We start from the raw sequence: 12,300 nt of genomic DNA, 5'->3' as shown, positions 1-12,300 counted from the left end.
GGAGCAGGCCCGGCACTACGCCCGCAGCCGCTGCGCCCCGGCGACCGCCGCATCGACCAGCAGGAACCCGAGCAGGCTCAGGCCCAGCAGCGGGACGAACCAGCCCACCGCGACCGCCGTCGCCGCCACCGCGACGACAGCGACGGGATGGATGCGACGCCACGTGCCGCGGACCGGTGGCCGTCCCACGCCGCGTGTGCCGCGCGTCGGTCGACGCTTCCACCACAGCAGGTAGCCGCGCACGATCACCGTCACCAGCACGATCGCGAGGGCGAGCAGCGCGAGCTGATTGAACACCCCGAACAGCAGACCCATGTGCAGAGTGATGCTCAACCAGGTGAGTTTCGCGGCCAGGGGCCAATCGGCGAACCGGTTCACGTCGGTCACCGTGCCGGTCGTGCCGTCGACGGCGACCGCGTCGGTGGTGAACTGCCACGGCTGCCGGGTCTCGGTGACCGTGAACGCGGTGCGGTCGCCGGCCGGAATGCCGACTTCCACGTGTGCGGTGACCCCGTTGTCGGCGGCGACCGCGAGGACGGTGTCGAGTCGCGCGACGTTGCGATCGAGGATGCCGGGATCGGGGACCGACGGAGTATGGCCGTCGTGCCCGTCGTGCCCGCCGGCCGGCCCGGACGCCCCGTCGAGGGTCTTGTCGAGCGCCGGGGTGGTCCAGCTCAGCGCGGTCCGCAGGGCCGCGACGTTCTCACCCGCGTACTTCGACCAGGTCAACCCGGTCGCGGACAGGAAGATCAATCCCACCGCGATCCACATGCCGGCGGCGCCGTGCCACCCGAGCGTCCGGTTGCGGCCACGGGAAGCCCGGTCGACGGTCAGCAGTCGCGCGGTGTCCGGGTTGCGGCGTCGGGCGGTGCGGTAGCGCTGCACCCACAGGTAGACGCCGCCCAGGGCGACCACCCACAGCCACGACGCAGCCAGTTCGCTGTAGAGGCGTCCCGGATCACCCAGGTGCAGATGCCGGTGCAGCTGCGAGATCCAGGTCCGCATCGGCAGGGCGCTGCTGCTGCCGTAGACGACGAGGTCACCGCGCGGTGACGCGTCGGTGGGGTCGACGAACACCGCGCGCCGCTCGGATTCGCCGAGGGTCGGGTCGGTGAACAGCACCCGGGTGGTTTCGCCCGGTGCGGACGCCGGACGGACCGCGGTCACGGGCAGGTCCGGCAGTACCGCTCGTGCCGCGGCGACCTGCTCGGCGACGGGGACCGCCGGCCCGGTCGCGTCGGTGTGCAGGTACTGGCGGTACACGACCTGTTCGAGTGCGGGGGCGATCGCGTAGAGCCCGCCGCTGATCGTGGCGACCAGCAGGAAAGGCGCGACCAGGATGCCGGCGTAGAAGTGCAGCCGCAGGATCAGCGGGCGGAGACTCCGCGCCGGCGGTGACGGATCCGCCGTCGCCGCGGCTGTTCCGGCGGGCCTGTCGCGTTCGAGTTCGGGAATGGGCATGCGTGTACTCGATTCGGAAGATGCCGGATCGACGCGGCGCTCGTGCGGGCACTCCGGCGTCGACCGGTGAAGTGGGCCGGCGCAGCGAACCGCGAGTGGTCGCCGCACCGGATCGGCACACGTCGACGACACCGTGGCACGCGTGCGTGCCACGGATACGGACGTGGAGGAATGCACCGAACCCGAGGTCGCCGACAGGGAACGGGGCGAGGCGGGATCGGTCAGGCAGACACGGGAGGCCCGCGGACACCCGCGGTGGCGCCGGCCAGCAGCCACGGCGACAGCGTCGCCCGATGGACCGGGGTGGACGTCCACAGCGGTGCCTCCGCGGGCGGCGACGACAGGACCGCCAGCACCAAGCGGGTGACGACCGCGATCGCGGCATGGCAGCCGCGTTCGGCGCCGCGGATGAGCACTGCGGAGACGGCGATCGCGGCGAGGTGCGCCGCGAGCATGGGCGCCGACATCGACAGCCAGTGCGTGTGCTCGCCTGCCATGGTCAGAGTCAGGTGGCCGACGAGTTGCCCGGCGGTCAGCGCGGCCAGGAGCGCACCACGGCGGTGGGCCGCGGCGGGTAGGGAGGAAACGATCGCTCCGATCGCGACGCATGCGGCCAGGAGCAGAACGGCACCGTCACCCGGCGGTGCTCCGCCGCCGGCCATGCCGTGTGCGGCGATGCTGACCGCGCCGGACACGGCACCCACGAAACCGCCGCGCACCTGCGCGACGGTGTTGGTGGGTGAATGCACCGGGTGAGAGTAGCGCCCGTGCCGCGGGTGTCGCGCACGCGGCCGGTGCAGCCGCTCAGTGGAAGTAGTCACCGAACCCGAAGATCGCATCGAATGCACTGGTGGGCAGCACGTCCACGTAGTTGACGCGGTAGTCCGCATACGAGGTGCGCAGCAGGTCGTGCACGATCTGCGTCGCGTGGGCCGCGTCCGCGGCGTCGACCGTGACCGTGAGATGGACCAGAGCATTGTCGCTGCTGCCGACGGAGCCGTGATGCGGGACGATCGGCTCCAGGAGGTCGTCGACATCCTCGTCGCTGAGAAGAGCGACGGGCACGTCGAGTTCGATCATCGCATTGAACTCCATGTGTTCTCCCGTGTCGAAAACCCGAGCGGCCTCGCGCCGCGCGGGTTGGGATCGACCGGGAACACGCACGGCGACATCATGCCTCGGCCCCGAACACCGCTCGCTCGCGCCGCCGCTGCTTGCGCGCGAGCACGGAGACCAGCACGAGCAGGAGGAACGGCAGCTGCTTGCGTGCCCGCGCGGTCTCCTCGGCGGTCATGGCCGCGAACGCGCGGGTGAGGTCGAAGTCCGCTCGGCCGCCGCGTTGCGCCTCCTTCTCGAAAGACTGCCATGCATCGGCGGACACATAGCCGGTGATCAGCGGAAACACGGTTCGTTCCTCGTCGTCGATGTGCTCGTCGAGCAGCTCCCGAAGCCGGCGGACAGTCTGCGCGAACTCGGCGAGTGCGGTCTTTCCGGGTAGTTCCGGGGCCAGGCGGACGAGGTTGTCGAGGATCGGGTCGAGTTCGTCGTGATCGCCCGTGAGTTCGGTGAAATCGACGTGCGGGCCCGCCGACTCCGTGATCAACGGCCACAACGCGAGATCCTCGACGGTGTGGTGATGGTGGAGACTCGTGGCGAACAGCGCGACGTAGTCGGAGATCGCGGCGCAGCGGGCGCGATCGAAACGCGACGGGTCCGCGACCATCTCGTCGGAGAGACGAGAGATCCGGGCGAGGTCGTGGAGGATCACGCGGTGCGCGAGTCGCATTCCGAACAGTTCTTCATCGGTGGTGAGGCGCGGGGCCGTGGTTACAGGTGCCATGCCGGTAGCGTGCTCGCCGGTGCTTGGCTGCGGCTTGGTGATCGCTTGGCCGGCGCGGGCCACCCGGGCGCGGACCGGGAACCGATGGCCAAGTGCTCGTACCCACACTCGGGCAATGACCATCACACCCTCGCTTCTGTTCCGTCTCAGCGCGATCGGCGTCGTCGTCGCGTTCGTGCTCAACCTCACCGGTGGCCTGCTGCATCCCGTCGTCGACGGCAACGCCCATTCCGTCGAGTCGCTGACCTCCGGATTCAGTCCGTGGGCACAGATGCTGCTGCTGGCCGGCACGATCATCCAGCTGGCAGCGTTGCCGGGTGTCTACGCGTGGGTCGCCGCGAAGGCAGGCCCGGCGGGACTAATCGGCTTCGTCCTGCTCTACACCTCGTTGATGCTCGTGACGCTCACCCACCTGACGGTGGAGGCCTTCGTCTCCTACGAGCTCGCGGCGGACCCGGAGACCGCCCACCTCGTCCCCGCGGACGGGTCCCTGTTCCCCTCGACGGCGTTCACCGTGCTGCAGACCGCGAGCGGACTGACCTTCATGCTCAGCATGATCGTGTTCGGCGTGAGCCTGCTCCGCACGGGCGCCGTCCCCCGCTGGATCGGCGCGATCATGACGGCCGGCGGCGTGGTCCTCCTCCTGCCGCTGCCCGAACTGCCCGGGGTGAGCGGGCTGGTGATCGAGTTGCCGCGCGGTCTCGCGTTCGCGGCGATCGGGGTGCTCATCCTGAGGGCGGACGGGCGTCGGCCTGCGAGTGCGGCGCCGTCGGGGTCGCGTCGCGCAGGCGATCCGCTAGCCGTGTGACGAGTTCCGATGCGGCGTCCCGCCACCGGGTCGCCGCATCGGCATCTCCGATGGCATCGGCGGTCTCGGCGAGCGCGGTGTCGACGGGACCGGCGTAGAAGGACCCCGAGTCGAGACCGGCGATCCGGCCGGCGAACGGGAGGAGGTCGGCGTGCAGGTCGCGAGCTGCATCCACGTCGGCGAGACGCGCGGCCACCCTGGCACGGAAGGTCGTCATCGCAAGCCAGTAGTAGTCGCGGGGATACGGTCGGCTCTCCTCCCACAGCTGCCGGGCGCGGGCGTGGTCGCCGCGATCCAGAAGCGCCAGTATCAACGGGAACCGGACCGAATGCGGACGCACCGCCTCGATGTCCTCGAGTTCCTCGACGAGTGGCGCCAGGTCGTTGCAGACCACGGCGGCACCGGTGCGGCCGATGGTGCCGACCCATTGCGCCACAACCATTCCCTGGGCGTGCATCGTCGCCGAAATCTCGCTGTAGCGGCGCAGGCCGGATTCGACCCGGCCGGCCATCAACTCCACCATCGCATCGAACACGGCGACGACGCCCAGCATCTGAACCAGCTGATGACCAGCCGCGTATGTGGTTGCCAGGGAAGCGCTCTCGTACGCGTGGTCGAAATCGGTCACGGCCGTGGCGGCGAGGAACCGCTGGAAGTGGGCGACCGAGACGAACCCTTCGTCACCGACCTCCTGTGCGATCTCCAGCAGCCGCCGGGCGTTCCCGAGCCGCTCGTCGGCCAGATCGGGACCGAACGCGACATAACCGACGGCGTTGAGTGCCCGCATCGTCGTCGCCGGGTCGCCGGACTCCTCAGCGACCGCGCGGGCCTCCACGGCCGCCGCGAGGCATCCCGCGTCGTCCAGCCCGTCGAGTTCGAACGCCCGGGCCACCAGAAGCAGGGCGCGATTCGTCGTCGTGAGCCCGGGATACGAGAGGGCGGTGGCGATTCCGTCGAGGATCTCGGTGTCGGCGTCGTTGTCGACCAGGATCGTCCAGACGACCGGGGCGGTCCACGACACGAGGGCGCGCACGAGGGCGTCACGGTCGCCGAGCGAGCGGGCCGTCCTCACCGCGCGGAGCCGGGTGCTCCGTGCCCCGGCGATGTCGCCCGTTCGGGCCTGTGATCCCACCTGTCCGATGAGGATCTCCAGCAGGATACGGCTGCTCGGTTCGACCGCCGTTTCCCACAGCGACCGGGCCGCGGCCCACAATGCGAACGCGTCCTTGAAGGAGGATTGCCTCTCGGCGGTGCGCGCGCCCACGAGCACGTACTGCACGCACTGTTCGGCGGTGGCGGGCGTGGCCGCTGCGATCGCATGGTGCGCGAGGACGGTCGGGTCGGCGGGATCTCGCCGTGCGAGAATCTCGAGCGCCGCGGCGTGAATTCGTCTGCGCCGCATACCGGGTAGGGCGTCGTAGAGGGTCTCGCGCACGAGGTCGTGACTGAACCGGAGGTGATCGGGACCGGGCTCGACGAGGATTCCGGTGACCACGGCCGGTTCGAGCGCGTCGATCACGTTCTCGTCGTCCATGTCGCTGAGGGCACCGAGGACGGACAGGTCGAAGTCGCGACCGAGCACGGCACCGCGCCGCAGCGCGACGACCGTGCGGTCGGGGAGGCGGGAGATGCGGCGCGCGAGGATGTTTCGCACTCCGTCGGGGACGGTGGTGCGCAGAGCCTCGACACCCTGCGGCGTGCCGAGCGTGCCGACGCCTTCCGAGGCGATCAGGCGGCAGTACTCCTCGAGGAAGAGCGGGTTGCCGCCCGTCCGTTCGACGAGCTCGGTCAGCGCCTCCTCGCCGAGGCCGGCCGACCCGGCCCGACGGGCGATCGTGCGGGCTTCGTCGCGGCCCACGCCGTGCAGGGTGATCCGCGTTCCGGGTGTCCCGGCGGTCGCGGCCCAGGTCGCGCGCAGGTCGTCTGTGACCTCGGTGGGGCGGTATGTGGCCACGACGAGGGTCGCCGAGTTCCGAGCCGAGGCGGCGACGTGCCGGAGCACCTGCAGCGTCGGTTCGTCGGCCCGGTGTACGTCGTCGAGGACGAGGACGGTTCTCCGCCCGGGCCGGGACAGCAGGTGTTCGAGAGCACGGCTGAGCTCGAATGGCGATGCGGGCGGCTCCGGCATTCCGAGCCCGCGCAGGATCTCCGTCCACGGCCAGGCAGGCGGTGCCCCGTCGACCTCGGGGCAGCCACCCCATGCGCTCTGCCGGCCCTCCTCCGTCGTCCGGTGCAGGAACGAGCGGGCGAGGGTGCTCTTTCCCTCCCCGGCGTCGCCTGCGATCCACACCACGTGCAGCCCGCTCGTCTCCGATCGATGCGCCGCGTCGAGCAGCTGCGTGAGTTCACCGTCTCGGCCGACGACGTCTCCCGGATCCGGGTCCTGTTGCGTGGCAGGAGACTCCACCGGCAGGGAGATGTCCGCTTGCCCGGGGGACAGCGACGGCCGCTGGTGCAGGATGTCGCGTTCGAGTCGCTGCAGTTCGGGGGAGGGGTCGACTCCGAGTTCGTCGAGCAGGTATGCGCGGGTCCGGCGCAGCGTGGCCAGCGCGTCGGCCTGGCGGCCGCAGCGATACTGAGCCGACGCCAGCAGCCGGACCGCGAATTCGCGTCCGGGATGCTCGGTCACGTGATGGTCGAGCTGGTCCGCCGCGAGTTCGACGCGGCCCTCGTCGAGATAGGCGTGGGCTCGCGCTTCGAGCGCGGTGGCGTGCACCTGCGTCAGGCGCGCGCTCTCGACCCGGGCCCAGTCGGTGTCGAGGTGTTCGTGGTAGGGGATGCCCTTCCATCGGTCCAGCGCCCGCGACAGGATCTCGATCCGCGACGCGCGATCGGAAGCGGTGAGTCCTTCGGTGACGAGCCGGTCGAAATGCCACGCGTCGACCGCGTCGGTGGGCAATCGCAGCGCGTAGCCCGGTGGGGCGCTCACGATGACGGTTGCGGGTGTCCGCGGTGCGCGTGCGGGTTCGAGCAGGCGGCGCAGGTTCGATACGTGAACCTGAAGTGCGGCCAACGCTTTGGGCGGCGGACCCCCGGACCACAGATCCTCGATCAGAAGATCGGTCGAGACGACGTGACCCGTGGCGACGAGGAGCCGGCCGAGCACCGCACGCGCCCCCGGACCCCCGAGGGGCACGATGCGGTCACCGACCGTGACCTCGGTGGAGCCCAGCACCCTGATGCGGACGGGCGCGGCCGGAGGTGTGTTCGCTGTCATGGTCGGCCCAGATTATCGGTGGTGCAGGCCTGTCGCGAGCCTCGCGGCCCGCGTACCTCGTGTCGTGCGGTCGCGAGTCGTTCGGCATCGGCTCGCCGGCGCGCCGGAATTCAGCGGGGTGATCCATGCGGCCGCACCGTGTCCGGTCGAAGCCAAAGAACGTATGGTCGACTGGCTCGGGCCCAAGAACCTCGAATTCTATGCGGGGAGCAAGGGAAACGGGTTCTTGATGATCTCCACGCCGGAATGGCTCGCGCACCGCGGATCCGTGGGCAGACCCACCGTCGGCGTGACGCACCGACCTGGTCCTGTCCGGCGGGGTGAACATCCACCAGCAGGACATCGAGGACGCGCGCATCATGCATCCGGCGGTCCTCGACGTGGCGGTGATCGGGACAGCCCGACGACGAGATGGGTCAGCGGTGCATGCGGTGGTGACTCCTGTCGAAGGAGCCGATGCGAACGACGACCTCGCGGTCGAGCCGATCGGCTGTGCGCGGGAGAAGCGTGCGCATTTCGAGGTGCCGCGCACCGTCGAGTTCGGCGCAGTGCCGCGTCTGCCGAGCGGCAAGATCCTCGCGCGCGTTGCTGTCCCGCCACGAGGGCGCCGGCCTCGCGCAGCAGGCGAGCCGTCCACTTCCCGGACGAGCTCTCCTGCGTACTGGCTGTCGGAAGGGTGCGGCCGGGCGGTAGCGTCCCCTGGAACCGAACGCGACGAGGGGATGGCAATGGGCGTTTATGCGGTGACCGGTGCGGCTTCCGGGATGGGGAAGGCGAGCGCGGATCGGCTGCGGGCCGCAGGTCACACCGTGATCGGGATCGACCTGACGGAAGGCGACGTCGTCGCGGACCTGTCGACGACGGAAGGTCGCGCCACGGCGATCGCGAAGACGCTCGAGAAGGCTGAGGGTCACCTCGACGGTGCCGTCCTCGCCGCCGGGCTCGGCCCGCTCCCCGGGAAGGAACGCGTCATCGCCGAGGTGAACTTCCGCGGTGTCGTCGAACTGCTCGAGGGCTGGCGGTCGACTCTCGCCGCTTCCGGAAACAGCAAGGTCGTGGTGTTCGGGTCGAACTCGACGACCACGGTTCCGGCCGCCCCGATGTCGGCGGTGAAGGCGTTCCTCGCGGGCGACGTGGAGAAGGCCGTCAAGCGGGCGTCCCGCATCAAGCCCGCCGGCCCGACGTTCACCTACGCCGCCTCGAAGCTCGCCGTGACGCACTGGGTGCGTCGCACCGCTGTCGCACCGGAGTGGGCGGGCGCGGGGATCCGCCTCAACGTCATTGCCCCGGGCGCTATCGAAACGCCGCTGCTGACCTCCCAGCTCGACAGCCCGGAAGGCAATCGGGTGCGGGACTTCCCGGTGCCGATCGGTGGCTTCGGCCGGCCGGAGCAGATCGGCGCGTGGGTCGAGTTCATGCTCTCGCCCGCCGCGGACTTCCTCTGCGGATCCGTCATCGTCGTCGACGGCGGTACCGAGCCCTTCTTCCGCGGCAGCGATTGGCCGCGTCCGGTGTCGATTCGGAAGGTTCCGGCCTACCTGGCGGCGATGCGCCGTTTCAACAAGGCGAAGAAGAAGTAGCCCGCGCTCCCGAAAGTGTCCCGTGTGACGGTTGGCGTACCGATATCCGGTGCGCCAATCCGCGGAGAACAGGGCCGTCAGGTACGGATAGTTGCCGTGCGCGAGCATCGCGGACATGTGCGCCGCGCCGCTCGGGATGGTGCAGCTGTCCGCGTTCCGTCTCGTGCTCGGCCGGCTCGGGATCCTGCTCGGGCTGGCGATCGCCGACGAACGCATGTTGCAGCAGGCAGCCTCGATGATCTTCGGTCTGATCATGTTCTCGAACGTGTTCACGCCCACCGAGGCGATGCCTCCCGTCGTGCGGGCCGTCGCGGAGTGGAATCCCGTGAGCGCGGTCGCGGCGGTGTTGCGGGAGTTGTTCGGCTCGGGCGGCGGTACCGCAGCGGATGCGGCATGGCCGATGCGGCACCCGGTGGCCGCGGCATTCGGGTGGGTCGCGGTGATCCTCCTCGTGGCCGTTCCCGTGGCGTGCGCCGGTACGGAGCGCAGCGATGAGCGTGGGAAACGGAGGCTACCGACGAGTAACCGGACCATCGACAGACAGCGGAAAGCGGCGGGACTACCCTGTATATCCGTGACCTCACACTATGACGTCGTTGTCCTCGGAGCCGGTCCCGGTGGGTACGTCGCTGCTATCCGCGCGGCACAGCTGGGATTGAGCACCGCCATCATCGAGCAGAAGTATTGGGGCGGTGTGTGCCTGAACGTGGGCTGCATCCCCTCGAAGGCACTTCTCCGCAATGCCGAACTGGCGCATCTCTTCAACAAAGAGGCCAAGACGTTCGGTATCTCGGGGGACGTCTCCTTCGACTTCGGTGCCGCCTTCGACCGCAGCCGCAAGGTGGCCGACGGTCGCGTCAAGGGCGTGCACTTCCTCATGAAGAAGAACAAGATCACCGAATACGACGGTAAGGGCTCGTTCGTCGACGCCAAGACCATCGACGTGGCGCTCACCAACGGCGGCACCGATCGGGTGACCTTCGACAACGTCATCATCGCGACCGGTTCGGTCACCAAGCTGCTGCCCGGCACCTCGCTCAGTGAGAACGTCGTGACCTACGAGGAGCAGATCCTCACCCGCGACCTGCCCGGCTCGATCCTCATCGTCGGCGCCGGCGCCATCGGTATGGAGTTCGGCTACGTCCTGAAGAACTACGGCGTGGACGTCACCATCGTCGAGTTCCTCGACCGCGCACTGCCCAACGAGGACGCCGATGTCTCCAAGGAGATCACCAAGGCGTACAAGAAGCTCGGCGTCACCATCAAGACCGGCGCGGCCGTGCAGACGATCGACGACGACGGCACCAAGGTGACCGTCGCGATCAAGGACAACAAGAGCGGCAACGTCGAAACCGTCGTCGTCGACAAGGTGCTGCAGTCCGTCGGCTTCGCGCCGCGCGTCGAGGGCTACGGCCTCGAGAACACCGGGGTCGCGCTCACTGACCGCGGTGCCATCGCCATCGACGACGTGATGCGCACCAACGTGCCGCACATCTACGCGATCGGCGACGTCACCGCCAAGCTCATGCTGGCGCACGTCGCCGAGGCGATGGGCGTGGTAGCGGCCGAGACCATCGGCGGCGCCGAGACCCTCACCTTCGACGACTACCGGATGATGCCGCGCGCGACGTTCTGCCAGCCGCAGGTCGCGTCGTTCGGTCTCACCGAGGAGCAGGCCAAGGCCGAGGGCTACGACGTGAAGGTCGCGACCTTCCCGTTCACCGCCAACGGCAAGGCCCACGGTCTGGGCGACCCGAACGGATTCGTCAAGCTCATTGCCGACAAGACGCACGGCGAACTGCTCGGCGGCCACCTCATCGGCCCCGACGTCTCCGAGCTGCTGCCCGAGCTGACACTGGCCCAGAAGTGGGATCTGACCGTCAACGAGCTGGCCCGCAACGTCCACACGCACCCGACGCTGTCGGAGGCGCTGCAGGAAGCCATCCACGGCCTCGCGGGACACATGATCAATTTCTGAGAAACCTCCGCGCGGGACGATCCCCGCTCGGATGTACCGGCCTCGGCCCGTGGAGACTTCACCGTCACCGCGGGCCGTCGTCGTTCATCCGTCTCGGTCGTTCATCCGTCTCGGCCGTCGATCCGGTCGTTCGTGCGGCTTCAGCCGGACTTGCGGAGCGTCAGGCGGATCGAGCAGTTCCCGTCCTGCGGGTCCGGGAAGACGGCGGCGGTGTACCGGGCGCCGAGGGCCGGTGCGTTGTCGTCGAGGATCCGCTGGATGAGCCCCCGCTGGATGCCGCGTACCACCTCGGGATTGGTGCGGGCGACCTCGACCAGCGGACACGTGCACAGCGTGAGCTCGTGATTGCCGAATGCGCTTGTCGCGGATCTGGTTTCGAATCCGATCCGGGAGAGGGCGTCGCTGACGAAGGCGACGGCGTCCGTGGTGCCGGCCGGGTCGAATCCGAGTATCCCGGCCCAGTCGCGGCCGACCTCGCAGGCCGTGCGCTCCCGCTCGTCGGCGGTGCCGCCGAGTCGGGCTGCGAGCAGTGCGACGAGGTCCGTATAGGTCGCTTTCCTCACGGCCGCGTATCCGAGGCGCGGCCGGCCGACCGTCGGAACCGGCAGCTGATGCGTCCGGACCAGACCGTCCTCGATCAGCGAGTTGAGGTGGAACCGGATGGTCGTGACGTGCAGGTCCAGATTGTCGGCCAGCAGGTGGGCGTCCAGGGGGTCGGCCGACGTTTCCAGCAGGGCGAGAACACGGTCCCGTTGCTTGACCTGTCGTGCCAATTCCTGTCCCTCTGTCGTGCTCGCGGTGAATCTCGACCGAGACCCACCGTATTGAAGTGAATTTTTTCCTTTATAGTCGTCGCCGGGTACAGCGCGACCGGGTCAACGGTACGGCGGCGGCGATCGGTTCGGGAATCGCGGTCGCCGCAACCTCGGGTCGCGTCCGGTCACTACGAAGGAGAGTCGAGTATGTCGCAGAACCCGTCGGCGTCCACCGAGCAGGACAGCAGCACCGCCGGAGTGACGCGAATCGAAGGGCTCGCGGATCTGAACGCCCAGAGTGGTGACACCCCGCGCATCGAACGACTGGCGGCCGGTCCCGGTGCGACCGTCGTCCGGCTGAGCTTTACCGCCGGCCAGACGATGGAGGAGCACCGCGCGGGATTCCCGATTCTCGTGTCGGGGGCGGCGGGACACGTGACCTTCGAGGTAGGCGGGAAGTCGATCGAACTGGTGCCCGGCACGGCTGTGCACGTCGAGGCGGGAATCATGCACCGCCTCGTCGCGAACGCGGACTCCGTGGTGACGCTCGTCGTCCTGCGGTGACGCACGGCTGATTTACGCGGTGATTCGGAATCCGCCCATCCTGTAGCGCGGGCGGATTCCGAAACGCGCGGCGCATCAACTGATCCGACGATTGTGC

Annotated in this window: 10 protein-coding genes and 1 pseudogene; 5 read left to right on the top strand and 6 right to left on the bottom strand. The window is 69.1% G+C overall.

What is annotated here, in order from left to right; all coding sequences use genetic code 11:
* Positions 1-15: 15 nt before the first annotated feature.
* From RZ1_RS09725 to RZ1_RS09710, 4 genes are all read right to left on the bottom strand, one after another.
* Positions 16-1,461 carry a PepSY-associated TM helix domain-containing protein gene (locus RZ1_RS09725; RefSeq protein WP_072811325.1) on the bottom strand — a complete coding sequence of 482 codons (1,446 nt, stop codon included), beginning with the start codon at positions 1,459-1,461 and terminating at the stop codon, positions 16-18.
* A 221-nt stretch (positions 1,462-1,682) separates the two neighbouring features.
* Positions 1,683-2,210 carry a hypothetical protein gene (locus RZ1_RS09720; RefSeq protein WP_072811324.1) on the bottom strand — a complete coding sequence of 176 codons (528 nt, stop codon included), beginning with the start codon at positions 2,208-2,210 and terminating at the stop codon, positions 1,683-1,685.
* A gap of 55 nt (positions 2,211-2,265) precedes the next feature.
* Positions 2,266-2,556, bottom strand: a complete 291-nt coding sequence (locus tag RZ1_RS09715) for a hypothetical protein (protein WP_072811322.1) — start codon at positions 2,554-2,556, stop codon at positions 2,266-2,268.
* A gap of 76 nt (positions 2,557-2,632) precedes the next feature.
* Positions 2,633-3,301 carry a hemerythrin domain-containing protein gene (locus RZ1_RS09710; protein WP_072811403.1) on the bottom strand — a complete coding sequence of 223 codons (669 nt, stop codon included), beginning with the start codon at positions 3,299-3,301 and terminating at the stop codon, positions 2,633-2,635.
* A gap of 115 nt (positions 3,302-3,416) precedes the next feature.
* On the opposite strand from RZ1_RS09710, the gene RZ1_RS09705 reads away from it, so the two are divergent.
* Positions 3,417-4,109, top strand: coding sequence for a hypothetical protein (locus RZ1_RS09705; protein ID WP_072811320.1), 693 nt, complete (start codon positions 3,417-3,419; stop codon positions 4,107-4,109).
* Here the strand turns inward: RZ1_RS09705 and RZ1_RS09700 are convergent.
* Positions 4,027-7,326 carry an ATP-binding protein gene (locus tag RZ1_RS09700; protein ID WP_072811318.1) on the bottom strand — a complete coding sequence of 1,100 codons (3,300 nt, stop codon included), beginning with the start codon at positions 7,324-7,326 and terminating at the stop codon, positions 4,027-4,029. The two genes, RZ1_RS09705 and RZ1_RS09700, sit on opposite strands and share 83 nt — an antisense overlap.
* A 359-nt stretch (positions 7,327-7,685) precedes the next feature.
* Here RZ1_RS09700 and RZ1_RS31225 point away from each other — a divergent pair.
* The 3 genes and pseudogenes from RZ1_RS31225 to lpdA all read left to right on the top strand — a co-directional run.
* Positions 7,686-7,838, top strand: a pseudogene (locus tag RZ1_RS31225) (acyl-CoA synthetase); the annotation flags it as partial.
* A gap of 216 nt (positions 7,839-8,054) precedes the next feature.
* Complete coding sequence (locus RZ1_RS09690) at positions 8,055-8,906, top strand: SDR family oxidoreductase (protein WP_072811402.1); 852 nt, start codon at positions 8,055-8,057, stop codon at positions 8,904-8,906.
* A gap of 574 nt (positions 8,907-9,480) precedes the next feature.
* Positions 9,481-10,884 carry a dihydrolipoyl dehydrogenase gene (lpdA, locus tag RZ1_RS09685; protein ID WP_072811401.1) on the top strand — a complete coding sequence of 468 codons (1,404 nt, stop codon included), beginning with the start codon at positions 9,481-9,483 and terminating at the stop codon, positions 10,882-10,884.
* 140 nt (positions 10,885-11,024) lie between these two features.
* Here the strand turns inward: lpdA and RZ1_RS09680 are convergent, their stop codons facing one another.
* On the bottom strand, positions 11,025-11,657 hold the full coding sequence (locus tag RZ1_RS09680) for a helix-turn-helix transcriptional regulator (RefSeq protein WP_072811316.1): 633 nt from the start codon (positions 11,655-11,657) through the stop codon (positions 11,025-11,027).
* A 189-nt stretch (positions 11,658-11,846) separates the two neighbouring features.
* Here RZ1_RS09680 and RZ1_RS09675 point away from each other — a divergent pair, with 189 nt between their 5' ends.
* Positions 11,847-12,203, top strand: a complete 357-nt coding sequence (locus RZ1_RS09675) for a cupin domain-containing protein (protein WP_072811315.1) — start codon at positions 11,847-11,849, stop codon at positions 12,201-12,203.
* The last annotated feature ends 97 nt before the right edge of the window (positions 12,204-12,300 follow it).

The organism is Rhodococcus zopfii NBRC 100606 = JCM 9919, from assembly GCF_001895025.1.
Taxonomy (GTDB): domain Bacteria; phylum Actinomycetota; class Actinomycetes; order Mycobacteriales; family Mycobacteriaceae; genus Rhodococcus; species Rhodococcus zopfii.
This window is presented reverse-complemented; position numbering and strand designations above follow the sequence as displayed.

Coding starts and splice junctions, on each gene's coding strand:
- RZ1_RS09705 (WP_072811320.1), top strand. CDS start 3,417: ATGACCATCACACCCTCGCTTCTGTTCCGTCTCAGCGCGATCGGCGTC.
- RZ1_RS09690 (WP_072811402.1), top strand. CDS start 8,055: ATGGGCGTTTATGCGGTGACCGGTGCGGCTTCCGGGATGGGGAAGGCG.
- RZ1_RS09715 (WP_072811322.1), bottom strand. CDS start 2,556: ATGGAGTTCAATGCGATGATCGAACTCGACGTGCCCGTCGCTCTTCTC.
- RZ1_RS09700 (WP_072811318.1), bottom strand. CDS start 7,326: ATGACAGCGAACACACCTCCGGCCGCGCCCGTCCGCATCAGGGTGCTG.
- RZ1_RS09675 (WP_072811315.1), top strand. CDS start 11,847: ATGTCGCAGAACCCGTCGGCGTCCACCGAGCAGGACAGCAGCACCGCC.
- RZ1_RS09710 (WP_072811403.1), bottom strand. CDS start 3,301: ATGGCACCTGTAACCACGGCCCCGCGCCTCACCACCGATGAAGAACTG.
- RZ1_RS09725 (WP_072811325.1), bottom strand. CDS start 1,461: ATGCCCATTCCCGAACTCGAACGCGACAGGCCCGCCGGAACAGCCGCG.